The 24,708-nt window shown below is 67.6% G+C and carries 22 protein-coding genes; 14 read left to right on the forward strand and 8 right to left on the reverse strand.

Annotated elements, in window-relative coordinates; all coding sequences use genetic code 11:
* Positions 1–56: 56 nt before the first annotated feature.
* Positions 57–1,280 (forward strand): NAD(P)/FAD-dependent oxidoreductase, encoded by a 1,224-nt coding sequence (locus tag DBO33_RS01240; RefSeq protein WP_107653402.1) that lies wholly within the window; start codon positions 57–59, stop codon positions 1,278–1,280.
* 62 nt (positions 1,281–1,342) lie between these two features.
* On the opposite strand, the gene DBO33_RS01245 is transcribed toward DBO33_RS01240, so the two are convergent.
* Positions 1,343–2,365 carry an isopenicillin N synthase family dioxygenase gene (locus DBO33_RS01245; RefSeq protein ID WP_107653403.1) on the reverse strand — a complete coding sequence of 341 codons (1,023 nt, stop codon included), beginning with the start codon at positions 2,363–2,365 and terminating at the stop codon, positions 1,343–1,345.
* Positions 2,366–2,791: 426 nt separating this feature from the next.
* Between DBO33_RS01245 and DBO33_RS01250 the strand changes: the two genes are divergently transcribed.
* Complete coding sequence (locus tag DBO33_RS01250) at positions 2,792–4,441, forward strand: cutinase family protein (protein ID WP_107653404.1); 1,650 nt, start codon at positions 2,792–2,794, stop codon at positions 4,439–4,441.
* A gap of 76 nt (positions 4,442–4,517) precedes the next feature.
* Here DBO33_RS01250 and DBO33_RS01255 read toward each other — a convergent pair whose 3' ends face one another.
* Positions 4,518–5,660: a N(5)-(carboxyethyl)ornithine synthase gene (locus DBO33_RS01255; RefSeq protein ID WP_107653405.1), complete on the reverse strand. Its 1,143-nt coding sequence runs from the start codon at positions 5,658–5,660 to the stop codon at positions 4,518–4,520.
* Between the two features lie 144 nt (positions 5,661–5,804).
* On the opposite strand from DBO33_RS01255, the gene DBO33_RS01260 reads away from it, so the two are divergent.
* The 6 genes from DBO33_RS01260 to DBO33_RS01285 all read left to right on the forward strand — a co-directional run bounded on the left by DBO33_RS01260 (position 5,805) and on the right by DBO33_RS01285 (position 11,676).
* On the forward strand, positions 5,805–6,536 hold the full coding sequence (locus DBO33_RS01260; protein ID WP_107653406.1) for an arginase family protein: 732 nt from the start codon (positions 5,805–5,807) through the stop codon (positions 6,534–6,536).
* 174 nt (positions 6,537–6,710) lie between these two features.
* Positions 6,711–7,628: a DMT family transporter gene (locus DBO33_RS01265; RefSeq protein WP_107653407.1), complete on the forward strand. Its 918-nt coding sequence runs from the start codon at positions 6,711–6,713 to the stop codon at positions 7,626–7,628.
* 80 nt (positions 7,629–7,708) lie between these two features.
* Complete coding sequence (locus DBO33_RS01270) at positions 7,709–8,149, forward strand: nuclear transport factor 2 family protein (RefSeq protein ID WP_107653408.1); 441 nt, start codon at positions 7,709–7,711, stop codon at positions 8,147–8,149.
* Positions 8,150–8,179: 30 nt separating this feature from the next.
* Positions 8,180–8,833 carry a class I SAM-dependent DNA methyltransferase gene (locus DBO33_RS01275; protein ID WP_234390638.1) on the forward strand — a complete coding sequence of 218 codons (654 nt, stop codon included), beginning with the start codon at positions 8,180–8,182 and terminating at the stop codon, positions 8,831–8,833.
* Between the two features lie 133 nt (positions 8,834–8,966).
* On the forward strand, positions 8,967–10,322 hold the full coding sequence (locus DBO33_RS01280) for a WS/DGAT/MGAT family O-acyltransferase (RefSeq protein WP_107653410.1): 1,356 nt from the start codon (positions 8,967–8,969) through the stop codon (positions 10,320–10,322).
* A gap of 229 nt (positions 10,323–10,551) precedes the next feature.
* Positions 10,552–11,676, forward strand: a complete 1,125-nt coding sequence (locus DBO33_RS01285) for an NAD(P)H-dependent flavin oxidoreductase (protein WP_107653411.1) — start codon at positions 10,552–10,554, stop codon at positions 11,674–11,676.
* On the opposite strand, the gene DBO33_RS01290 is transcribed toward DBO33_RS01285, so the two are convergent.
* Positions 11,677–12,639, reverse strand: a complete 963-nt coding sequence (locus DBO33_RS01290) for a DUF5996 family protein (RefSeq protein WP_107653412.1) — start codon at positions 12,637–12,639, stop codon at positions 11,677–11,679.
* Between the two features lie 124 nt (positions 12,640–12,763).
* Between DBO33_RS01290 and DBO33_RS01295 the strand changes: the two genes are divergently transcribed.
* On the forward strand, positions 12,764–13,357 hold the full coding sequence (locus DBO33_RS01295) for an SRPBCC family protein (protein ID WP_107653413.1): 594 nt from the start codon (positions 12,764–12,766) through the stop codon (positions 13,355–13,357).
* 3 nt (positions 13,358–13,360) lie between these two features.
* Here the strand turns inward: DBO33_RS01295 and DBO33_RS01300 are convergent, their stop codons facing one another.
* On the reverse strand, positions 13,361–14,698 hold the full coding sequence (locus DBO33_RS01300; protein ID WP_107653414.1) for an ABC1 kinase family protein: 1,338 nt from the start codon (positions 14,696–14,698) through the stop codon (positions 13,361–13,363).
* Positions 14,699–14,838: 140 nt separating this feature from the next.
* The gene (locus tag DBO33_RS01305; protein WP_107653415.1) at positions 14,839–15,615 is read right to left on the reverse strand and encodes a GntR family transcriptional regulator; all 777 of its coding nucleotides are present in this window, start codon (positions 15,613–15,615) and stop codon (positions 14,839–14,841) included.
* A gap of 106 nt (positions 15,616–15,721) precedes the next feature.
* On the opposite strand from DBO33_RS01305, the gene DBO33_RS01310 reads away from it, so the two are divergent.
* The 4 genes from DBO33_RS01310 to DBO33_RS01325 all read left to right on the forward strand — a co-directional run bounded on the left by DBO33_RS01310 (position 15,722) and on the right by DBO33_RS01325 (position 19,523).
* Positions 15,722–17,212, forward strand: a complete 1,491-nt coding sequence (locus tag DBO33_RS01310; RefSeq protein ID WP_234390639.1) for an ABC1 kinase family protein — start codon at positions 15,722–15,724, stop codon at positions 17,210–17,212.
* 172 nt (positions 17,213–17,384) lie between these two features.
* Positions 17,385–17,771 carry a hypothetical protein gene (locus DBO33_RS01315; RefSeq protein WP_107653416.1) on the forward strand — a complete coding sequence of 129 codons (387 nt, stop codon included), beginning with the start codon at positions 17,385–17,387 and terminating at the stop codon, positions 17,769–17,771.
* Between the two features lie 203 nt (positions 17,772–17,974).
* The gene (locus tag DBO33_RS01320; RefSeq protein WP_107653417.1) at positions 17,975–18,766 is read left to right on the forward strand and encodes a 2OG-Fe(II) oxygenase family protein; all 792 of its coding nucleotides are present in this window, start codon (positions 17,975–17,977) and stop codon (positions 18,764–18,766) included.
* A complete protein-coding gene (locus tag DBO33_RS01325) occupies positions 18,753–19,523 on the forward strand; it encodes an SDR family NAD(P)-dependent oxidoreductase (protein ID WP_234390640.1) in 771 nt (256 codons plus the stop codon). The genes DBO33_RS01320 and DBO33_RS01325 overlap by 14 nt, the downstream gene beginning before the upstream one ends.
* Positions 19,524–19,526: 3 nt before the next feature.
* On the opposite strand, the gene DBO33_RS01330 is transcribed toward DBO33_RS01325, so the two are convergent.
* A complete protein-coding gene (locus tag DBO33_RS01330) occupies positions 19,527–20,372 on the reverse strand; it encodes an SDR family NAD(P)-dependent oxidoreductase (protein WP_234390641.1) in 846 nt (281 codons plus the stop codon).
* A 78-nt stretch (positions 20,373–20,450) separates the two neighbouring features.
* Positions 20,451–21,377: a polysaccharide deacetylase family protein gene (locus DBO33_RS01335; RefSeq protein WP_234390642.1), complete on the reverse strand. Its 927-nt coding sequence runs from the start codon at positions 21,375–21,377 to the stop codon at positions 20,451–20,453.
* Positions 21,378–21,622: 245 nt separating this feature from the next.
* Between DBO33_RS01335 and DBO33_RS01340 the strand changes: the two genes are divergently transcribed.
* On the forward strand, positions 21,623–23,995 hold the full coding sequence (locus tag DBO33_RS01340; RefSeq protein WP_107653419.1) for a lysylphosphatidylglycerol synthase transmembrane domain-containing protein: 2,373 nt from the start codon (positions 21,623–21,625) through the stop codon (positions 23,993–23,995).
* On the opposite strand, the gene DBO33_RS01345 is transcribed toward DBO33_RS01340, so the two are convergent.
* A complete protein-coding gene (locus DBO33_RS01345; RefSeq protein WP_107653420.1) occupies positions 23,992–24,708 on the reverse strand; it encodes a class I SAM-dependent methyltransferase in 717 nt (238 codons plus the stop codon). The genes DBO33_RS01340 and DBO33_RS01345 overlap by 4 nt on opposite strands.

Below are 24,708 nucleotides of genomic sequence, written 5' to 3' on the forward strand. Positions count from 1 at the left end.
AGGGATCGCGGAGCTGTCCGGTTCAGGAGGTGTACGCAACCACAGAGGAGCTCGCCATGAAGCATCGCATTGTCGTCCTCGGCGCCGGGTACGCCGGAGCCATCACCGCCGGTCGGCTCGCCAAGCGGCTGCACCGCGACGACGTCGAGATCACGCTGGTCAATGCCGATCCCGAGTTCGTCGAGCGGGTGCGCATGCATCAGCTCGCGAGTGGTCAGGAGCTGGCGTCGCGCCCGCTGCGCGACATGTTCGCGGGCAGTGGGGTGCAGGTGCGGGTGGCCCGGGTCGACGCGGTCGATGTCGACGGCAAGACCGTCGAGCTCACCGATGAGCACGGCGCCACGACCCTCGGCTACGACAGTCTTGTATACGCCTTGGGCAGCACCGTCGCCGACTACGGCACCGCCGGTGTCGCCGAGCACGCCCAGCACGTCGCGGGTAAGCAGGCCGCGCTGCGGCTGCGGAACCGCTTGAACGAGTTGGCCGCCGGCGAGACCGTGCTGGTGGTCGGCGGCGGTCTGACCGGTATCGAAGCGGCGACCGAGATCGCAGAAGCCCGCCCGGACCTCCGGGTCGCGATCGCGGCCCGCGGCGGTGTCGGCGACTGGCTCAGCGACAAGGCCCGGCACCATCTGCGGCAGACCTTCGAACGGTTCGGCATCACGGTGCACGAGCACGCCGACGTCGTGCGCGTCGAGGCAAACGGTGTGGTCCTCGCGTCAGCTCCGGCGCAGGGTGCCACGCCGATCCACGACAGTGCGCACCGGATCCCCGCCCAGCTGACCGTCTGGACAGCGGGTTTCGCGGTGCACCCGATCGCCGCCGCGACCACTCTCGAGGTGTCGGCGAGCGGGCAGATCGTCGTCGACGGCACCCTGCGCTCGGTGTCGCACCCCGATGTCTATGCGGTCGGTGATGCCGCATTCGCGATGGGTGTGGGCGGCCGGCCACTGCGAATGGGTTGCGCCACGGCTTCTCCGATGGCCTGGCAGTGCGCCGACGCCCTCGCCGCGCGGTTGACCGGACGCAAGGTTCCCGAGTCCCCGATCGGCTATGCCAGCCAGTGCCTCAGCCTCGGTCGCCGCGACGCCATCGTGCAGAAGGTGACGCCCGACGATCAGCCCACGTCCACCGTCCTCACCGGCCGGATCGCCGCCCGCGTCAAGGAGTTGATCTGCTCGGGGGCGGCGTGGAGCGTCACCCACCCCACGCTGATGATGCCGAGCCGCCGCCGTCACCTTGCGGCCGGCCCGGTGGCAGCCGAACTCGTCGCCAAGTGACGGGAGCCGCTGTGGCACAGGCGAAGCCACCGGCCCGCTTGCGGCGGACCGGTGGCCGAGCTTCAGTCAGCTGATCGGTAGTCGGCCGGATCTTCCGCGAATGTTTTCTGCATTTTCCGCGAGATCCATTGTCCGGCGGTAGTTATCCCGAGTGCATCGTGGTCGCCGCCCGCGAACGAGCCGATCGGATCAATTGCCGCATCATGATCGGGCAGATAGAAGAACGGGATCGACAGTCGCGACGAGGTATTACCGAGTTCCGGGTTGATCACTCGGTGCATGGTCGATACCCAGCGGCCCGCTGTCCACAACGCCATGAGATCGCCGATATTGACGATGAAACCGCCGGGAATGGTCGGCACGTCCTGCCATTCGCCGGTACCGTGCCGCACCTGGAGGCCGCCTATGTCGGTGTCCTGGTAGAGGATGGTCAGGCTGCCCCAGTCGGTATGTTCGCCGCGGCGCAGTTGTCCGGGAAGTGGCGAATGGTGTTGCGCGAAGTAGTAATTGACGGCAACCGAGGAAACATGGTTGGCGAATATCCGATCGAAGAAATGCTCCTCGAGGTCGAGTGCCAGCGCGAACAGACGCATGAGGTCGCCGGCCAGCTCGGTCATGGCCGCGATGTACTCGTGCCAGGTGCTCTCGAAATCCGCTGGAAGAGTCGGCCATACATTGGCCAATTTCCAGGACGCCCAGTAGTCGCCGAGGCGGTTACGCTCCGCATCGGGCAAATCGCCGGTGACGTGCGCCGAGAAGACTTCGCACAGGTCGGGTGGGGTCTTCAAGTCCAGGCTGTGCGCGGTAGACCCGCCGAGACGCCGGAATCCGGATACACCGGGCCGGTGCGCGACAAGTTCTTTCACGGTATCGGGCAGGGTGAAGAATTCTCGATTCGTCGCGCACATCCGCTCGATGAGCTCCGCCGGTACGCCGTGACCGACGATGGTGAAGAAACCCGAGCTCGCGCATGCTCGATTGATCGCTTCGGCAATCGTTTTCCGGCCCGCCGCATTATCTCTGGATGACAAGTCGATCACCGGGACAAACCCCTCGACCACGGTGACTGCCTGCTGTTCCGCCATCGGACACCTTTCTCGAATACTGCGAGTTCTGCTGCGCCATAGGAATTTTCCGACCATGGCGCGTCGAGTATCCGCAGATCGAGCATGCGCTGTACCCAGTAGCTAACGCAGGCGCGAATTTCCGCCGCGCGCCGGGCAGACGCGTGCGAGGAAGTTCCACCTCGAACCTCGTCGATGCGCAGATCGTGCAAGCCGCCGCTGCGGGCACTCTGTAGCGGACCTCAACTCATTCGAAGCCAGGAATCATCGTTGCCCCTATTAGTAGGGGCAATTGCCGCTCCCCCAGTGTTACTCGTTTGTGTTGTTCGTCGCCTCAGCAGCTCGACTGCGTAACGATCGCCGCCCCATCCACGACGTTCCTGGTGACGCATGGCCTCGGGGGGCCCTGCCCGTCCACGTGCCGGAAATTGGAATGGGGATCAGGACATGGAATTTCGCGAGTTCTTCGCGCGACATCGAATCGCGACCGCCGTCGCGGCGCCCGCGGTGCTCGGGCTGGCGGCGGTCGTGGCCACCACGTTCGCACTGACGTCGACGCCACAGACGCGGGACACGCAGCTCACGTCGTCGGTCACCGAGTGCCACGACATGGTGAGCATCTCGGTGGCGGGCCGCGGGGACACGCCCGTCGCGGGGACGACGAAACTGCTGGTCGACGCCAACGGCAACGAATTGCCCGCCGCGCTGTCCGGTGACCACAAGAGCGAATGGGTCGACCCGGTCGTCAACGCGCCCAACGGTGCCGTCGAGCCGGGTTCCTACGCCGCGGTCTACATCGCGTACCCGGCGAACATGGCGACCTACGAGGACGCCGTCAACGCCGGTGCCGCCAATACCGAGCAGGTGATGCGGGAGATCGCGAAGGCCTGTCCCGACACCAAGTTCTCCATCGTCGGCTACAGCGAGGGCGCCGATGTCGTGCGCCGGGTCGCGATGAAGGTCGGGCATCAGGAAGCCGACAAGGACGGGGCCTACGGCATCGTCGATCCGGCCAATGTCGTCGGTGTCGTCATCCTCGCCGACTCCGGACGCGGGGCGGGTGACGGCCCGTTCCCCGGCTCGAAAGATCCGCACGGCAATCCGGACGGCTTCGACCAGAAGTATCAGAACGGGAAGAACCCGACGCCGGGCCAGGGTGCCCTGCCCGGTACCAGCGGTGATTTCGGTGCGCTGAACGGCAGGATCGCGTCGTTCTGTTCCGACGGCGATCTCACCTGCGCCGCACCGGAAAACATCTCCCTGCTGCAACTCGTGGTCAATGTCGGCAGGCAGATCAATGTCGACGCGCTCGAGAAGGACGGTCTCACCCCGGCGACCGGGCAGGACGTCGCGGTCGTGCTCAGCCGAATCGCCCTGGCCGCGTTCGCCGACATCCAGTCGCAGCCGAACTGGCTGAAGAGCGACGAGACTTTCCTGCAGGTGCTGCTGAAGGTGTCGGATCCGGCCTACAAGCCGGGCCAGGCGCCGAAGACTCCGGTGAAGGCGGATGCGATCGCGGCCGACGACATGTCGCCGCTGGCTTACCTGCCGCAGAAGATCCTGAACGAGATCGTCGGGCTCATCGTGACGAACCAGAACACCATTCCGGTGGTCATGAACGATCCGTACAAGCTCACCCTCGGGCCGAACCACACGGGTCACCACTTCGACTACTGGCGTGACGCCGACCCGGCCAACGGAAAGCCGCTCACCTCCGCCGAATACGCGGCCGCCTGGATCACCCACCTGGCCAAGCAGGCGCAGGCGGGCAAGAAGGTCGACACCACCGCCAAGCCGGAACAAGCGGATCTCGCCGCCGTGTACAAGGCGGCCGCGGCCACCTCGACCTCGCCGTCGGCCACGCCGACCAAGAGCGCGACGCCGACCACCAGTGCCGCGCCCACCACGACCAGCAGCGCGCCCACCACGACGCCGACCACCTCAGCGTCGCCGACCACCACCTCGGTCGCCCCGCAGTCGACCACCACAGCGGCTCCGACCTCGGTCACCCCGACCGAGACCGCGCAGCCGACCACCACCGTGCCGCCCACCACCACAACGGAATCCGCGGCACCGACCACCACCAGCACGAAGTAACAACCGGAGGAATCCAAAACCCTGCCCGGCGCACTACGCGCCGGGCAGGGTTTTGTTGTGTGTCCCGGCGAAGCGGTCAGACGATGGCGTATGGGTAAGCGGCGGCGCGGTTCTGGAAGGACAGGATGCGCAGGTTCTGGACGCGGCCGTCGCGGATCTCGATGGCGCGGCGCACGGTTTCGCTGCCGTCCCAGGCGTCCGGGCCCGCCATGACGATGGGCAGGTATTCGAGCAGCGCCTCGGAGTTTTCCCAGGTGGCGGAGTTCCACAGGAAGGACGGGCTGTGGTCGACGGCGTAGTAGTGCAGGTCGTCGCCGATGGTGAACATGGGGGCGGTGAACGAGGTGGGGCGGGCCCATTCGAAGCCCATCCCTTCGTCGCACGAGACGTCGATGAACAGGGTGCCGCGCGCGAACAAGGGCAGGTCCTCGTTCCGCACGAACATCAGCGGGTCTTCGGTGTCCTGGAAGATGCAGTTGACGACCACGTCGTACTGGGCGAGCATCTCGGCCAGCGGCCCGGGTTCCGGCGCTTTCAGCGCGAGGATCCGGCCGGGGTTCGCGGGGTCGCGCTGGAAGTGCTGCATCCGCACCGACGCGAACGGCGAGGCGACGGCCGAGACGCTGCGCTGGGTCAGCACCGTGACGTCACTGATGCCGAGTGCGTTCAACGCCCGGACGGCGCCGCGGGCGGTGGCGCCGAAGCTGATCACGGCCGCGCGCAGCCGCCGTCCGTAGTCGCCGGTGGATCCGCGCAGCTGTAGCGCGTGCAGTACCGAGCAGTAGCCGGCCAGCTCGTTGTTCTTGTGGAAGACGTGGACGCTGAAGTTGCCTTCTTTCGTCCAGTGATTCATTGCCTCCCAGGCGATCAGGGTCAGCCCGCGGTCGACGGCCAGCTGGGTCATCCGCTCGTCCTGCACACAGTGCGGCCACCCCCACACCACCTGCCCCGGCCGCAGTTGCTCGAGATCCTCGGCCAGCGGCTTGGGCAGCAACAGCACGTCGCACTCGGCGAACAGCTCCGCCCGCGAGCGATGGCCGGCGACCAGCGGCGCGAGGTGTTCATCGGTATAGCCGAAGCGATCGCCGTAACCATGCTCGAGGAAGACGCGGTCGCGAAGCCCCGGATCGATCCGGTCGAGGTGCGCCGGATGGATCGCCAACCGGTGCTCGTCCTCCTTGCGGGAGGTCGCCACTACACCGATCGTTAGTTGCTTCACCAAATGAGTCTACCCGCATCGACCAGCTCTGACCTGGTCGAGCGCCCGTGCTGCCCACCGATGCAAACCAGCGCCGAGCCGGGCAGGCCCCAGCCTGCCGATAATCGGGTGCCGACCACCCGGTATCGAATTAGGCTCGGACGCATGCGTTTTCTCGTGCCCTACCACCTCGACGAACACCGTCCGGAACTGGATGCGCCGGTGACACCGGACGAGGTGATCACCGCGGATCTGCCGGAGGTGGACGATCCGTGGGCGCGAATGGCGGTGATCTACGAGGCGGTTGCGGAAAAGGTTGCGGCGTCAGTCCGGAAGGGCGAACGTCCGGTGGTGGTGTCCGGCGACTGCACGACCTCGCTGGGTGTGGTGGCCGGGTTGCAGCGGGCGGGTCTGGATCCCGCGATCGTTTGGTTCGACGCGCACGGCGATGTGCAGACGCTGGAGACGTCCGCCTCCGGGTATCTCGGCGGAATGCCGCTGCGGATGCTGACCGGGTACGGGCGGCACTTGATCGCGGATCGAATCGGGTTGCGCGACATACCCGAAGAACACGCGGTGCTGGTCGACGGTCGTGATCTCGATCCGCCGGAGGCGGAGTTCCTGCGCACGGCGCGGATCAGCCACCGCACCGTGGCCGACCTGGGCGACCTGCCGGACGGCCCGATCTACCTGCATCTCGACTGCGATGTGGTCGATCCCGGCGACCTGCCCGGCCTGCTCTTCCCCGCACCGGGCGGACCGAGCTTGTCGGCGGTCTCCGGTGCGGTGCGCGCGATCGTGGACACCGGACGGGTGGCCGCCTTCGGTCTGGCCTGCACCTGGCGCGACGACCAGGGTGCCGCCGCCCGGATGCGCCCGCTGGTCGATTCCGTCTGAAACCCTCGGCCGACGGCGCTGACGCCCCAGGGTGCTAGGCCGACTGGCCTGGTCCGAGCCCCGAAAAGTGGATCTGTCGGATGATCGGATCTTCTGTATAAGCTCCCGTTCGATCGAAAGCGAGTGGAGCATGCCGGTGACCCTTATATCTGTTCTGTGCCGAGGGGCGGTCGCGTGACGCGGCGCGGGTGGGCGCTGTTCCTCGCGATGGGTCTGATCTGGGGCGTGCCCTACGCCATGATCCGGATCGCGGTCGAGGACTTCGACCCGGTGGTCGTCGCGTTCGCCAGGACATTGCTCGGTGCGCTGGTGCTGTTGCCGATCGCGGTGTACACCAACGCCTTGGCTCCGGTGTTCCGGCGCTGGCGGCCGCTGTTGCTGTACACGGTCGCCGAGATCGTCGGGCCGTGGTTCTTCATCGGGTACGCGGAGACCACGCTGCACAGTTCGACCGTCGGGCTGCTGATCGCCGCGACGCCGTTGATCGCGGTGGTCCTCGTGACCAAACTCGGCCACGACCGCTTCGACCGGCGCAGGCTGACCGGGCTGCTGATCGGGTTCGCCGGGGTGGCCACGCTGGTCGGCCTCGATATCGACCTGTCCAGCCCCGCCGCCCTCGGCGCGATCGCGTTGACCACCATCGGTTACGCGGTCGGCCCGATCGTCATCAACCGGTCGCTGGCCGACCTGCCACCGCTGGGCGTGGTGACCGCCTCGCTGATCATCGCCGCCGTGGTCTACGCACCGTTCGCCGCCTTGCGCAGGCCGGCCAGCTATCCCGCCGACGCCACCCTGTCGGTACTCGGCCTCGCGCTGATCTGCACGGCCGCCGCGTTCCTGTTGTTCTTCGCGCTCATCTCCGAGGTGGGCCCGGCCCGGGCGACGGTGATCACCTACATCAATCCCGCGGTGGCCATCGTGCTAGGCGTCGCGGCGCTCGGCGAACCGCTCACCGCCGGCATGGCGATCGGCTTCCCGCTGGTGATCCTCGGCTCCATCCTGGGCACCGCGCGCAGTCGCGAGAAACCGGAGGAGGCGCTGTGCACCACCCCCGCGGCGCCGGAAGCGGCGGTCCACTTACCTGAGAGGTAATCGACGGCGTCCATCCGCGCACCCAGAATGGTGTCGCGCCGCCTCGACCGGAGGCGGCAGCGAGATCGGAAGGATCGGCCGTGACGTCGACGACCAGCACAACCACCCACGCCGTGGTAGCGGAACTGTTGCGCCGCATCGGTTCCGGCGACGCCGACGCGATCGCCGAGCTGTACGCCGACGAGGTGGACTGGAAACTGGATTGGCCGGACGCCGAGCACGGCCGCGCCGCGACACCCTGGATCCGGCACCGCTCGACCGGCGCCGAGTCCGCCGTGCACTTCCGCGCGATCGCCGAGCACCATGTGCCCGAGCAGGCGGCGACCGAGATCGAACGCGTCCTCGTCGACGGCGACCACGCGGTAGTGCTCGGCGAGATCCGGCAGACCGCGCGCAGCACCGGCCGCTCCTACCGTGCCCGCTTCGCGCTGCATCTGACCGTCGAGGCGGGCTCGATCACCAGGCATCACGTCTACGAGGACAGCCTCGCCGTCGCGCAAGCCTTCGAGGCCGACGACTGACAACCCTCGCTCGATATGGATGATGTTGGGGTGGCAGGAAATCCGAGCACCCCGGCAGACATGGACCGCACCCGTGACGCCTACGACGGCATCGCGGAGATCTATACGGAATTCGTCGAGAACCACCTGGCCGGCCAGCCGCACGACCGCGCCATGTTGGCGCTGTTCGCGGAACTGTTGCAGGCCAACGGTTCCGGTGCCGTCGCCGACATCGGCTGCGGACCGGGTCGGCTCACCGCGCACCTGCACACCCTCGGTGTGCCTGCCTTCGGCATCGATCTGTCGCCGGAGATGATCGACATCGCGAAGCGCCGGTATCCGGAGCTGTCCTTCCACGAGGGCACGATGGAACACCTGGCCCTGGCCGACGCTTCGTTGCGCGGGCTCGTCGCGTGGTACTCGATCATTCATCTTCCGCCGGAACGCGTCCCGGATGTGTTGGCCGAGTTCAATCGGGTATTAGCGGTGCAAGGGCACGCGTTGCTGGCATTCTTCGCGACCGACACCCCCGACGCGGTAGAAGCGTTCGACCACAAGGTGACTCGCGCCTACCGGTGGGCACCGGAGCGGCTTGCCGCATTGTTGCGGGACGCCGGGTTCACGGTGCACACGCGGATGGTCCGGGAGCCGGATCCGGGCGAGCGCTTCCTACAGGGTTACTTACTGGCAGTAAAGGTTCGCTGAAGACCGGGCGGTCACCGCCCGGACCAGGTAAGTTGGTGGTGTCGCGCAGGATTCATGGCTGCGCGCGGGCCCGCCCGACAACGTGGTCGATTCGTTTGCAACCACACCACTGTCGTCAGGGGGCGACCACACCATGGACCTCATCGCACCGATTGATGCCGTCTTCCTCCTCGCCGAATCCCGCGAACACCCGATGCATGTCGGCTCGCTGCAACTCTTCGAGGCGCCCGAGGACGCCGGGCCCGACTTCGCCCGGCTGACGCACGAGAAGTTGCTGGCGTGCAAGGACATCGACTCGACCTTCCGTAAGCATCCGGCCACCCTGTTCGGCGCACCGCAGCTGGCCTGGACCAAGGCCGACGACGTCGAACTCGAATACCACGTGCGCCGCCTCGCGGTGCCGCGCCCCGGCCGGCTGGACCAGCTGGTCGAGCTCGCGTCCGGGTTGCACAGCACCCTGCTCGACCGGCACCGCCCGCTATGGGAGATCTACCTCATCGAGGGCTTGGCCGACGGCCGCTTCGCCGTCTACTCGAAGATGCACCACGCCCTGATCGACGGCGTCTCCGCACAACGCGTCATCCAGCGGACCTTGACGAACGACCCGGCCGCGACCGAGGCCAAGGTCCCGTGGAACCTGCCGAGGACGCCGCGCGAACCCGCCGCCGAGTCGAGCAACGGGCTCCGTGGGGCGGCCCGAAACCTGTTGTCGGCGGCCGCATCCGGGCCCGCGCTCCTGCGGACCGCACGCTCCATCCTGGTCCAGCAGCAGCTGACCATGCCGTTCGAGGCGCCGCGCACCATGTTCAACGTGCCGATCGGCGGCGCGCGCCGCACCGTGGTCCGGTCCTGGCCGCTGGAGCGGATCAAGCAGGTGAAGAAGGCCACCGGATCGACCATCAACGACGTGGTGCTGAGCATGTCCGCCGGTGCGCTGCGCGCCTACCTCGCGGAGCGAAACGAGTTGCCGGACAAGCCGTTGATCGCCATGGTGCCGATGTCGCTGCGCAGCGCCGACGACGTGGAGACCAACGGCGTGAAGGTCGGCGCGGCGCTGTGCAACCTCGGCACCGACGTCGCCGATCCGCTGGAGCGACTGCGGGTGGTGAGCGAGTCGATGCGCAAGAGCAAGGAGGTGTACGGCTCGCTGTCGAACCTGCAGACGATGGCGTTGTCCGCGCTGATGGTCAGCCCGATCGCGCTCAGCCTGCTGCCCGGCCTCGTCCCGTTGACCAATCCGCCGTTCAATATCGTCATCTCGAATGTGCCGGGCCCCCGCGAACCCATGTACTGGAACGGTGCTCGCCTCGACGCCACCTACCCGATGTCCATCCCGTTCGACGGCCAGGCGGTGAACATCACGCTGACCACCAACGGGGACAATCTCGACTTCGGTCTGGTCGGCTGCCGGCGCAGTGTGCCGGAACTCCCCCGCCTGCTCGATCACCTCGAAGACGCGCTGACCGCACTGGAGGAAGCCGCCGTCTGAAAGAGGTCTGCCGGGCAAAACTAGAACGTGTTACTGTCAGATGATGGTGCACAGACCAGTCGAGGAAGCCGCGGCCGTGTCATGGCGATCTCTGCGGCTCGCGGCCGATTCGACGCGTCTGGGTTCGAGCGTGAGCTCACGGGCACCGCGGACAACTATGTAACTCGTTCTAGGACAAGCTGCAGCTCGTCGTTCGCGGCGGCGGAGCAGTGAGGGAGACCAGCACGCCATGCGTACCGAAATCTGCGAACGGCTCGGGATCGAATTCCCCATCTTCGCGTTCACCCACTGCCGCGACGTGGCGGCCGCGGTCAGCAATGCCGGCGGTCTCGGCGTGCTCGGTGCGGTCGGTTTCACCGCCGAGGAGCTCGAGGTCGAGCTGGCCTGGCTCGACGAGCACGTGCACGGCGTGTACGGCGTCGACCTGGTGATTCCGAGCAAGTACGAGGGCCAGGGCATCGACGGCCTGACCCCCGAAGAGCTGGAATCCAAACTGGCGGAACTGGTTCCGAACGGCCACCGGGATTTCGCCGAGAAGATCCTGGCCGACCACGGTGTGCCCGCACTGCCCGACGGCGAGCGGCACAACCAGCTGCTCGGCTGGACCGCGACCACCGCGGCCCCGCAGGTGGAGGTGATCCTGCGGCATCCGAAAGCCAAGCTGGTCGCCAACGCGCTGGGCACCCCGCCCGACGACGTGATCAAGCAGGTGCAGGACTCCGGCCGGCTCATCGGCGCGCTGTGCGGCTCGGTGAAACACGCGCTCAATCACAAGAACGCGGGCCTGGACTTCGTCGTCTGCCAGGGCACCGAGGGTGGCGGGCACTGCGGCGAGATCTCCTCGCTGGTGCTGTGGCCGCAGGTGATCGACGCCGTTGGCGACCTGCCGGTGCTCGCGGCGGGCGGCATCGGCAACGGCCGCCAGGTCGCCGCCGCCATGGCGATGGGCGCGGCGGGCGCGTGGACCGGTTCGCTGTGGCTGACCGTCGAGGAGGCCAATGTGCCGCCCGCGCAGATGCAGACCTACATCGACGCGTCCAGCCACGACACCGTGCGCTCGCGGTCGTGGACCGGCAAGCCGTGCCGCATGCTGCGCAACGACTGGACCGACGCCTGGGAGCAGGCCGACACCCCCGACCCGCTGCCCATGCCGCTGCAGATGATGGTGGCGCTGGACGGCGTCAAACGCGGGCACCGCTACCCGGAGGCGGCCAAGGACGTGAACTTCAATCCGGTCGGTCAGGTGGTCGGCATGATGACCAAGGTCGAGCGCTCCGCCGACGTGGTGAATCGGCTGATCCAGGAGTACGTCGAATCCTGCGACCGGCTCAACAAACTCAACGGCGGGCTGTAGTCACTCCAGCCAGCCTTTTTCACGCAGCACCGGGTCGGTGATGCCGCCGGCGCAGGCGAGCTGGTCGGTATCCCACCCGGCCAGCTCGGCCCCGTTCGCATAGACGGACTGGAAGAACTCGAGCGCGGCGCCGACCGGGTCGGCGGTCGCGCGGGCGGCGTCGTACGGGTAGTACGCCGAGTGGCCCGCGCCCGCGGTGATCCAGTGGGCCCCCGCGGGGGTCAGCGCACGGTCGGCCAGCCCGGGGGGCTCGGGTGCGGTGTAGGAGTAGAACGTCGGCTCCGGCACCTTGTCGTCGCCGAACCAGAAGCCGGAGCTGATCACCTCGCGCGAGTACGCCTCGCGGGTCACCGAATCCACCGTGTCGGGCAGTTCGATGTGCCGCGGCGAGAACCGCTGCACCGCGATATCGAAGGTGTGCCAGAACAATTGGACCGGGCTGATCTTGCCGGAGAAGGTCGCGCTGAACTCCTCGAGCACCCGGCCGACCTGACTCTGCACCTGAAAAGCGTGGCGCGCCTTGTCCGGATCGTAGTCACGGTGCTCGTCGTCGTCCTCGAACGGCCGGTGCGCGTCCGGTAGATCGAACGGATTCGGGTGCGCCAGCACGACATCCACGTCCAGGTCGCGCAGGCCGTTGCGCACAGCGCCGTAGAAGGTGGCCACCGACTGGTCGACCAGGTCGATCTCAACCTGGGTGCCCTGATCGGTAGCGATCCGCAGCACGTGATCGAAGAAGTCGAACGCGCAGGTGAAGACCGGTCCATTGCGGGCGGAGCCGAGCGGGACGGTGGTCCAGCCGCGCGCGGTGAGCCGGTAGGTCATGTGCCACCAGTGGTTGCGCCGGACCCCTTTGGCCAGCGCCACCTTGCCGACGATCTGGGCGAAGCGGTGCAGGGTCTCCTTGGTCGGCCGCCAGGAGTCCAGGGGAATCGCGGGCAACGGCTCGAATGGCACGGTCATGCCGAAAACGGTACGCCGTCGCGTCCGCCGCCAGCTCGGCTGCACTGTCTCAGACAGTGTAGACTTCGCAAGCGTCGGCGGCCGCGCCGTCGATCGCCGCCGTAGCAGCACGAGGAGTATCCCCATGACGCCCTGGATCATTGCCGCCGCCATCTTGTTCGTCCTCGGCCTCGCCGGAGTGGCCGTGCTGATCGGGTTGCGACGCTCGGCCAAGACCACGCTCGCCGGTGGCGGCAGCTCGCTAACGCCGGTGCGCGCCGACAAACTCCAGCGTTTTGTGGAGAGCAAAGCGGGCTTCGTGGTCACCACCGCGCACACCTTCGACGCGTCACCGGAGCGGGTCTGGGCCGCCCTCGATACCAACGGGTTCTTCTCCTGGTTGCCGCTGATCAACGGCATGCGCTACCCCGACCAGGATCGCGGCGTCGGCGCCACCCGCGTCTTCGACGGCTTTCTGGTCGCCGGCGCCGAACAGGTCGTCGCCAGGGAGGAGGGGCACCGGCTCGCGCTGACCGCGACCACCTCCTCGGTGCCGTTCGCCGTCAAGTCGATCGCCGAGCAATACGTGCTGAGCCCAACGGATTCCGGCGCGACCACCCTCACCTGGACGCTGGCCGTACAGCCGCGCCTCGGCTGGCTGCTGCCGTATCGGCTGTTCGCCCCGCTGGCCCGGCCGTTCGCGCGGTGGAGTCTGCGCGGGCTCGCCAGCCGCCTCTGACGATCAGGCCGCGGCGCCGTCCTCGCCGAAACCGGGCAGCCAGCGCGCGACCAGCTCGACGAACGGTCCTTCCGCGTCGAGCTGGGCGCACACCCCGACGACGCCGGCGAAGACCCGGCCGAGCATGGCCAGCTCCGGAATCTCGGCGGGCGCCTTGACCGCCCTGGTGTTGGCCAGCGACACATTTTTCATGTCCAGGGCACGAGCGGTGTGCCCCTGCAACAGTTCTCGGCTGATGTGCACGCTCTCGCCACTGATCTGCGACACGATCGGCGCGACCAGCCGCTCGATCGGGCCGAGCTCCAGCGCGTGGCCCGGCCGCACGAAACCGTTGTCGCGCAGCACGATTGCCAGCTGTTCGTAGTCTTCGCGCACCGCGCAGCGAGCCAGCTCCCCGATCACCGGCGGAAGGCCTTCCGGCAGTGCGATGGACGCGCCGAAGTCGATGATCCCGAGCCGCCCGTCGTCGAGCAGCTGGAAGTTGCCCGGATGCGGATCGCAATGCAGGTACCCGGCCCGGACCGGCGAGGACAACGAGAATTCGACGAGCAGGCGTCCCGCCCGATCGCGCTGTTCCTTGGTGCCGTCGGCGATGATCGCGGCCAGCGGCGTTGCCTGCATCCATTCCGAGACAAGCACTTTCGGTGCGCTGGCGATCACTCTCGGCACCTGGAAGGCCGGATCACCGGCGAAAACCTTAGCGAAGCGGCGCTGGTGATCGGCCTCGATCCGGTAGTCGAGCTCGTCGGCGGTGCGGTCGATGAACTCCGCGATCAACGCCTTGGTATCCGCACCCGGCATCATGAGACCGAAAGCGCCGGAGAACATCTGGAGCATCTTCAGGTCCGACATCAGGGCCGTGTCGGCGCCCGGGTACTGCACCTTCACCGCGACGGTGCGCCCGTCGCGCCAGACGGCGCGGTGCACCTGCCCGATGCTGGCCGCGGCGACCGGCTTGTCGTCGAACTCGGTGAAGCGTTCGCGCCAGCGGGAGCCGAGTTGTTCGGCGAGCATGCGGTGCACGGAGCTGGTCGGCATCGGTGGCGCCTGCGACTGCAGCTTGGTGAGCGCGTCGCGGTAGCGGTCGGCGAAGCGGGGCGGAATGCTGGCCTCGGCCACGCTCAGGGCCTGGCCGAGTTTCATCGCGCCGCCCTTGAGTTCGCCGAGCACAGCAAACATCTGGTCGGCGGCCTTGTCGATGAGCTCGTCGTCGAGTTCGTCGCGGGACGCGCCGGTCATCATCGCGCGCCCGGTCGCGGTGACCCGGCGGGCCATGATGCTCATCGGCAGGCCGGCCAACTTCGCCGACCGCGCCAACCCGTTACGCCTGCTGCCTGCCATGGTTCCCTCGCTTCGTTGCGTGCCATTTCAGCCTATTCTGTCTGGGACAGTGAGGCAATGGGGCAATACGGCCGCATGAGTCGCATCGACCCGTGCGAAACAGCAAGGGATATCGGGACTGCGGGGCGGGAAGGTCGCCGTCAGGCGGTCGCCGCGTGCCCGTTGTCGGCGTGCCCGTGCGTCGCGCCGACCAGCTCGTCGAAGCGCAGGATCCCCCGCCCGTGGTACACCCCGAACAGACCCTCGACCAGCGCGCCCTGCGCGTCGGACGGGCCGGACCCGGAGTCCCACACCGCCGCGAGCGCCCGCCAGACCAGCACGTGCAGGTCCGGCGCGCCCGCGAAGAACGCCTCGACCGCCTCCGGCACCTCGAGCACCATCTCGCCGACCGAGTTCATGATGGCCCGCTGCATGGTGAGCCCGAGCGCGGTGAGCAGCCTGCGGACCAGCCCGACCTCGATGGCCAGGATCTGGCGCAGGTCCGGATCGTCCTGTCGGGCAATGGCTTCCAGCTTGTCGATCTCCGCCTTGAGCACGGCCTGATCGATGGCCTGCTCGCTGCCGGTGTAGGCGAGCAGCGTCTCCATCACGATGCCGCGCTCGACATCGACGATGTCGCGGAACATCTCGGTCGCGACCTCGGGCATCGGAATCGAGAACCGGAACAGCTGCCGGTACACGTCGACGCCACCGGCCTCGCGCACATCGCGGATGGTGAAACCCTTGCCGCGGCGCGCCTCGACGAATCCGTTCGTCTCCAGCCGTCCCAGCGTCAGCTGCGCGGTCGCCCGGTTCATGTCGAACTCTTCGGCCACCTGCCGCACGGACGGCATGAGATCCCCCGGCTGATACTCCCCCGCGGCAACCCGGCGTGCCAACTCATCGGCAACGTCGGCGACTACCGTCTGGGATCCCATCGAAGTCACCTTTCGACTACGTTCGAATACGTCCCAGACAGTCTAAGGCCTACTGTGCCAGACTGCACGTGTGTAACACTGGTCGGCGCACAGTGTGAGGTGAGTCATGGCGATCCGGCGCAGCGGCGACAGTTCAGACGAGGGTTCAACGAGCAAGCGCTCGCGCCTTTTCGCGTCCAGGTCCGACGGCAAACCCCCAGTTCGCACCGCTGTTCGCAATGCCAAGCTCGCCGCACTGCCCTTGGCCTTCGCCGGTCGGCAGGCCGCGGGCGTCGGTAAACGCGCCCTCGGCAGATCGTCCGAAGAAGTCAATCGAGACATCCAATTGCGCACCGCCCAGCACATGTTCGAGGTGCTCGGTGAGTTGAAGGGCTGCGCCGCGAAACTCGGTCAGCTGCTTGCGATTTACGAGCTGGCGCTGCCGCCGGAGCTCGCCGAGCCGTATCGCATCGCGCTGAGCCAGCTGCAGGACGCGGCCCCCGCCATGCTGCCGCGGACCGTGCACGCGGCCATCGCGGCCAGCATGGGCGCGGACTGGCGTGACAGCTTCCAGGAATTCGATGATCGGCGAGCCGCCGCGGCCTCGCTCGGCCAGGTGCACCGCGCGGTGTGGCACGACGGCAGAGCGGTCGCGGTCAAGGTGATGTACCCCGGCGGCCGCCAGGCGGTGGAGGGCGATCTGGAGCAGCTGCGCCGGATCTCGCATCTGGCCACCGTCTTCCTGCCCGGCGCCGACGTCAAGGCGGTCACCGAGGCGATCTGCGACTGCGTCCGGGAGGAACTGGACTACGCGGCCGAGGCCGAGTATCAGCGCGCCTTCGCCGCGGCCTACGCGGACGACCCCGACTTCTACGTGCCCGAGGTGGTCGCGCAATGCGGCGACGTGCTGATCACCGAGTGGGTCGAGGGCACCCCGCTCACCAAAATCGTGGCCAACGGTGCGCAGGCCGAACGCGATCGGGTCGGCATGCTCATGGTTCGTTTCGTCACCTCCGGCTGGGGACGGCACGGGTTGCTCTATGCCGACCCGCATCCCGGCAACTTCCGGGTACTGCCGGACGGGCGGCTCGGCGTGGTCGACTTCGGCGCCTGCTGTGCCTGGCCCCCGGAGGGTTTCGAGGAACTGGCGATCGACTACTGCAAGGCCTTCTTCACCGGCGGCGGGCCGGAGCAGTTGGCGGCGGCGACCAGGCGGCACGGCTTCGTCACCTTCGGGCGCGCGTTCGACAGCGACGCGCTCTACGCCGTTGTCGAACCGTGCAGTGAACCGTTCAAGCACGCGACCTATCGGATGACGACGCCGTGGCTGCGCAAGCAGGTGCTGCGCACCACCAATCCGCGGCTGTCGAATGTGGTGCGCGAGATGACGATGCCCGCCTACTTCACGCCGTTCGCGCGGGCCGCGCTCACGCTGGTCGGGGTGCTGAGCCAGCTGGAGACCGAGGGGCCCTACCGCGAGGAGATCCTGCGCTGGATGCCGATGCTGGCCGAGGCGCTCGGCACGATCGAGGATCCCGACCCGGACCGGCCGGTGGACTTGGCCGCGGTGCGCGAGCAGCGGGCCGAGGCCGCGAATCGCCAGATGTCGGTCGGCTGAGCCGGGCCGTCTCGCACGGTCAGGGCACGACGCTCACCGAGACATGCTGTCCCAGACAGTGCTAGTGTTCGGATAACTACCCGTCAGCTAAGCGGGAGTCCATCGGCAGCCGGCCGAGTTCTTCCGCAGCCGCTGGCTGAGCGTCCGCACCCAGCGCCTACCGAGGAGAAGCATGGGCAGAATCATCGGCCGTCGTAAGCGCCGCAAGTCGATCCGAGCGCTCGCGGCGGGCACTCCGCCGCAGCATGCCGTCGTGCTCCCGGCACGGAAGCCGGACAGCCTGCGCGCCCGGGCTTTCGGACTCGGACTCGCCGGTACCGGCGCGGCACATTTCACGGCACCGCAGGCCTTCGATCCGCTGCCCGCGCGCGCCTCCCCCCGCGCCACCCGCCGCTGGACCTATCGCAACGGGCTCACCGAAGTAGTACTGGGACTGGCGATCACCTTCCGGCGGAGCAGGCCGCTCGGTTCCGTCGGCTTCATCGCCTACCTCGCTTTCCTCGCCGCACGTTTCTCCGGTGCCCGGCCGGTCGAGCAGTCCGGCACGAGCGCGTGGTGACCGGCACGTTCTGACGCCGCGCGGTCGCGGACTTCCGGAACACGAGGGGTTGCCGGAAATCGGACCGCACGCGAGCCTTCCTGGCCCAACCACTGCCAGCGAGCGCACCGCCCCGCCCACCCGCGCACAAAACGAACACCAGCGACGGGGACGTGCACCGCGCAATATGATCGCGGTGGTTCGACCGGGAGGGAGTGAGTGATGTGACAACCGAGTCGGTAGTGGAGGCGCAGGCGCGCCCGAAGCGGTTCGCGGATCTGTTCGCCCATCGGCGCTGGATCCGTCGTAGCGAGCCGTTCCCGCATGTGTACGCCCGCGACGTGTTCGTGCCGGAGTACTTCGCGCGGATGAGCGCGGACCTGGCCGAGGTGCGTCGCGAAAGCCCGGACCTGTTCCAGCAGGTGGCGGCGAATTACAGCGCCGACGGCATCCGTCTGGCCAACCTACGGGGTACCGCGTTCGATGTGTTCGCCTCCCGGGACTGGCACGACCTGGTCGCGGGGATCGTCGGTGTCACCGCGACCGGCGACGTCGAGGGCTCGGTGCATCATCACGCCCCGGGCGCCCCCTACGGGTGGCCGCACAATGATCTCAATCCCGCGTGGTTCCCCGGCGAGCCACCCGGCCCCGACGAGGTGCGCCTGCCGGGCGACTCGGTGGACATCAAATCCGGCAAGCGCGAAGCCGGGGTGCTCGCCCGCGAGTCGATCCGCGCGGTGGCCGTGCTGTTCTACTTCGGCAACCCGGACTGGCAGCCGGGCGACGGCGGCGAGACCGCGCTCTACAACAACCTTTCCGATGGCGAGAAGCTGCCGGACCTGACACTGATTCCGCCACTGGACAATTCGCTGATCCTGTTCGAAGTCACGCCGCGCACCTGGCACACCTTCGCCGGCGGCAATATCAAGGACCGCAACAGCGTGGTGATGTGGGTACACCGGACCAAGGACGACGCGGTAGCCCGCTGGGGAGGGGACAAGATTGTCTACTGGTGAACGGCGGGTCTGCCTGATCACGGGCGCGGGCGGCACGCTCGGCAACGTGTTCTGCCGCTCCTATTACACCGAGTACGACATCGTCGCGGTCTGCCGTACCCACACGCCCGCGGTGCCCTCGCAGCTGGAGTCGTTCGTCGACCCGCTCGAGCCGGAAAAGCCGGTGCCGGAGAACAATTCGCGGGTCTTCGTGGTCCGCGCCGATCTCACCGTGCCGGGCGAGGTGGAGCGGGTGGTCGATCTCGCGCTCGCCCGGTACGGCAAGGTCGACCTGCTGGTCAACAATGCCGCGCACGTCCAGTTGCAGCCGCGCGGCATCGTCGACGGTGACGCCGCGCTGGAGCAGTTCGATCCGCATTTCACCTTGAATGTCGCGGTGCCGCTGCGGTTCGCGGCACGGCTGGCCCAGCGCAGCTGGCTGCACGCGGGAGCCGAGAATCGCGCGGCGAACCGGAACATCGTCAACGTCTCCAGCATCTCCGGCTCGGAGGTGTATCCGGGACAGACGCTGTACTCCGCGTCCAAGGCGGCGCTCAATCAGCTGACCCGGAATATCGCCGACGAATTCGCGGAATTCGGGGTGCGCGCGAATGCCATCGCGCCGAACAGTTTTCCCGCGTTGGTACCCACCGAGCAGGTCGCACAGGCGATCGTCGAACTCGACGGCGGCAGCTTCACCGGCGGGGTGTTCGGCGTCGGCACGGAGCCGAGCGGGCCGGAGGCTGCGCCCGCCCAGCTCGCCGAGGCCGAACAGTAACCGCTACCGGGACGCGCCGGTGACTCGCTCGGACAGCTCCCACAGTTGTTGCGCGAGCGCCTGATCCACCGCCTGCTTGTTGCTCGGCGGCTCCAGCTTGAACCGGTGGAAGTAGTGCCCGTTGATCTCGTCGGCGGTGGTTGCCAAGTGCACCAGCGGTTCCGAGCCTTTCTTCGGGTTGATGAAGAACGGCTTGGCCAGCGGCGACCGGATGAGCATGCCGAGCCCGAGCGGCGCGTTGTCGTATACGTGGGTGGCCACCGCGCCGGGATGGAACGCGGCGGTGACCAGACCGGTGCCCGCGGTGCGGCGCGCCAGTTCCCGGGTGAACACGATGTTCGCCAGCTTCGACGCCGCGTAGGCGCCCATCTGGTTGAACGAGCCGGTGGTCGCGTTGACGGTGTCCAGGTTCAGCTTCGCCATCCGGTAGGTCATGCTGGCGGTGTTGATCACCCGCGCCTGCGACTGCACGAGCCGGTCCAGCAGCAGGCTGGTCAGCAGGAACGGGGACAGGTGATTGACCTGGAAGGTCAGCTCGTTGCCGTCGTCGGTGGCGGTCCGCTTCGGCCAGGAACCGCCCGCGTTGTTGGCCAGCACGTCGATGCGGGGATAGCGGTCGAGCAGCTGGTCGGCGAGTTTGCGCACCTCGTCGAACCGGGCGAAGTCGGCGAGGAAGGGCTCAGCACCCGCCTTGGCCGCCACCTCGGCGGTCCGCTCCGGTGACCGGCCGACCACCGCGACGGTGGCGCCGCGGGCGGCCAGTGCCGCCGCCGCCTCGGCGCCGATGCCGGAGCTCGCACCGGTCACCACCACCGTCTTCCCTGTCAGATCCTGGTCCTGCACAGCCATTCCTGCCTCCTGAACATCGGGCCAAACGCGAGCAGCCGGACGTAGTCGATCCCCGGCCTCGTACGGCCGCGGGTACGCCTAACTGACCTGATCGTCTTCGGCGCGCGCGGATTCGGCAAGGGGTGACTCGCCCGCGAAGTGCGCGGCGATGTCGTCCGCGGTGGTCGACCACACGCCGGGATGGTTCACCACGTACTCCAGCGCCTGATCCAGATACTTGGCGCGAAACGCTTGCCCGATGACGAAGGGGTGCAGCGCGAGCGCGAGCACCCGGCCGCTGTCGGCCGACTCCGCGTAGAGCTGATCGAGTTGGTCTCGCACGATCTGTACGAAGTCGGGGCCGCTGGTCCCCTTGCCGAGGAACAGGGTGTTGTCGTTCAGCTCGACCGTGTACGGAACGCTGAGCATTCCAGGCACATTCAGACGATACGGCTGGTCGTCGTTGGTCCAGTCGAGCACGTAACTCAGGCCGAGCTCGGCCAGCAGCGCCGGGGTGTGGAAGGTCTCGGTGAGCGCCGGGCCCATCCAGCCGCGCGGCCTGCGCCCGGTCGCCCGCTCGATCGTCTCGACCACCTCGGTGAGGTAGTCGCGCTCCTGCTCGATCGTCATATCGGCCTGGAAGATCGAGTTGTTCTTCCCGTGCGCCAGCCAAGCCCAGTCCCTGGCCAGGCCCGCCGTGATGATCTGCGGATTGTGCTCGACCACATCGGAATTGAGCAGCACGCTGGCGCGGATACGGTGCCGGTCCAGGATCTCGGTCAACCGCCAGATGCCCACCCGGGGGCCATAATCACGCCAGCCGTAGTTCAACGGATCGGGGGTGAGCGCGGCGGTCCCGGGGAAGATGCTCGTCGAGGGCCGATCCACCTGATAGTGCTCGACGTTCAGGCCGACGTAGAAGGCGATGCGAGCGCCGTCGGGCCAGCGAATCGGGGATCGGTCGGTGATCGGGCTGTAGTCGTAGAGCTCGTTGTCCATGTGTTGATTCTTGAATCTGACACTCATGTCAGGTTCAATCCCGGCGCGGCGTGAGATACGGCACAGCCCGGCGGATCGGCGGCGATTCGGGCGAGGCAGCCGCGCCGCGGCGGTGTGTATTCTCCCCGGCGGACGTAAACAACTGATTTCGTCACTACACGGGTAACTCGCCGGGTACGCCCAGAACGCAGCATGCCGTGAACCGCCGGGCCGCGACGGTACGTTGAGCGCACCGAACGACCGGCAAGAGACGCGGAGAGGCGGAGGAGCTCATGCGAGTCGACGGGCGGGAAATCCCGGTAACGGGCAACCTCCTACAACCGCTGATCCGGCGGACGAGCGACATCATTCGTGTGGTGCTCGCGGCGACGTGGGTGGCGATCGTCATCGCGGCCTCGGTGATCACCCGGCCGGAATGGCTTGCGCTGGAACGTTCGGTATCCAACATCGTCGGATTCTTGAACCCCGACCAATCGAATCTGGTGTATCTCGTCTACGGCATGGCGATTCTGGCGCTGCCGTTCGCCATCCTGATCGAGTTGATCATCGGCAGGCAGTGGAAACTGCTGGCCGGCTACGCGGCCGCGGGGCTCACCGCCGGGCTACTGCTCTCGATCACCGGCACGGGCCTCTCGGCGCCGAAATGGCATCTGCAGGTGCCGGATCGGCTCGACACCTTCCTCTCCCAGTTCCTGGACGATCCGCGCTGGATCGCGATGCTGGCGGCCGTGCTCACGGTGTCCAGCCCGTGGCTGCCCAACCGCCCCCGGCGCTACCTGTGGTTCCTGCTGCTGGCGTTCGCGCCGATCCACCTGGTGGTCAGTACCGTCGTGCCCGCGCGGGCGATGTTCGGATTGGCCGTCGGCTGGCTGGTCGGCGCGGTCATCGTGCTGGTCGTCGGCACACCCGCGCTGGAGGTGCCGCTCGACGCGGCGGTGCGGGTGCTGGCCAGACGCGGGCACACGGTCACCAGATTCACCGTGGTGCATCCGGCCGGGCGCGGCCCGCTGGTGCTGGCCGCCGCCATCGACGGGCCCGAACGCGGACTCGTCGTCGAGATGTACGGCAAGAACCAGCGCAGCTTCGGCGCGCTACGCCAGCTCTGGCGCTGGCTCACCTTCCGCGCCAGCGAAACCGCGGCGATGCACGGCTCCATGCACCGCGCCGTCGAACATCGCGCCCTGATGACCATTGCGGTCGGCGAGCTCGGCCTGGCGAGCAGCACACCGGTCGCCGTCGCGGCGCTGGACCGCGGCTGGATGCTGCACGCGCACACCATGCCGAAGGGCACCCGGATCAGCGAAGCGTCGGTCGACCAGCTGGCCGGGGTCTGGAAATCGCTCGGCGCCCTGCACCAAGGTCAGATCTCGCACGGCGACCTGCGCCCGACCGAGATCCGAATCGACAACGGCACCACGCTGTTCGGCGGCTTCGCCAACGCCGAGTACGGCGCCTCGGACAAGCAGCAACAATCCGACATCGCCCAGCTGCTGGTGTCCACCACCGCGATCTTCGGCAAGGAACCCGCGGTCCGCGCGGCCATCGAGTCCCTGGGCAAGGAGCCGGTCATCGCCGCGGCGAGCCGACTCGCCAAGTCCGCCATGCCGGCCGGGCTGCGCAAGTCGGTGCCCGGCTGGAAGGACGCGCTGGCCGACGCCCGCGACGAGGTGCGCAAGCAGACCGGCCAGGACAAGATCGAGGCCGAACAGATCACCCGGTTCACCCGCAACCAGATCATCCAGCTGGTGCTGCTGATCGGGCTCGTCTACGTCGCGTACCCGTTCATCAGCGCGGTGCCGACGTTCTTCACCCAGCTCAAGACCGCCGACTGGTGGTGGGCCCTGCTCGGGCTCGCCGTCTCCAGCCTCACCTATGTCGGTGCGGCGGCGGCACTCTGGGCCTGCGCGTCCGGCGCGGTGAGCCTGAAGAACCTGGTGATCATGCAGATCGCCAACACCTTCGCCGCGACGACCACCCCGGCCAGGGTCGGTGGCCTCGCCCTCAGCGTCCGGTTCCTGCAGAAGGGCGGCGTCGGCACGGTGCGCGCCACCGCGGCGGTGGCGCTGCAGCAGGCGGTCCAGGTGATCACGCACCTGTGCCTGCTCGCGGTATTCAGCATCGCGGCGGGCACCTCCGCGGATCTTTCGCACTTCGTGCCCGATGCCACGGTGCTGTATCTGATCGCCGGTGTCGGCGTCGGCATCATCGGCACCTTCATGTTCGTGCCGAAATTGCGCCGCTGGCTGAATAATTCGGTGCGCCCGCAATTGCAGGAGGTGCTCGGCGAGCTCGCCCAACTGGCGCGCGATCCCAAGCGTTTCTCGGTGATCATTCTCGGCTGTGCCGCGATCACTCTCGGCATGGCCGGTGCGCTGTGGGCCAGCGTGGAGGCCTTCGGCGGCGGCACCACCTTCATCACCGTCACCATCGTCACCATGATCGGCGGCACGCTGGCCTCGGCGGCGCCGACACCCGGCGGCGTCGGCGCCGTCGAGGCGGCCCTGATCGGTGGTCTGGGCGCCTTCAACGTGCCGCTGGATATCGCGGTGCCCTCGGTGCTGCTCTACCGCGTGCTCACCTGCTGGCTGCCGGTGCTGTGCGGCTGGTTCACCATGCGCTGGCTGGCATCGAAGGACATGATCTAGACCTGAGCCGGCTTGGTGGCCAGCAGGACTCCCGTCGCGGGCTTTACCGCGTGGAAGGTCACGGTGGCGAATCCGGCCGTGGTCAGCATGTCTCGATAGCGGCGAATATCTATCGCCGCCAACGGATCCGAGTGGTGATCCGAGCCGATCTCGTCATGCGTGCGGTGGGCGGCGGCGCGTGCCATTACCCGGACCACCGCGGGCAATACCCGGCCCGTCGGATGGGTATCGGCCAGCAGTAGCGTGCCGCCGGGCCGCAGTATCCGGAACATGTGCGCGACGGCCGCCGCGCGGTGCGCCTCCGGGATATGGTGCATGGCGAAGGTCGAGGTGACCACGTCACAGGAAGCGTCGGGCAGCGGCAGCGTCTGTGCGGCACCGAGTTCGAATCGGCAATTCGGCACCGCACGGGAATGCCGGGTCGCGAACTCGATCATTTCCACGGCCGGATCAATGCCGATGGCAGTACCGTCGCGGCCGATTCGCGCGGCCAGTGCTCGGACGAGATCACCTGGCCCGCAACCGATATCGGCTACCGCATCGCCGGGGGCCGCACCACTGAGCGCGACCAGCCTGGCGTTGAGGCGGTTACCTCGACCGAGTAGAAATAGAGCCTTGAATATGCGGTAACGCCGCGGCTCGGTAAGCAGAACACCGGTTTCGGTGTCATGGTGGCCCTGTCGAATGGAAGACTGGGGTGCGTTTTTGGTCAT

It is taken from the genome of Nocardia suismassiliense (assembly GCF_900269665.1).
GTDB lineage: Bacteria > Actinomycetota > Actinomycetes > Mycobacteriales > Mycobacteriaceae > Nocardia > Nocardia suismassiliense.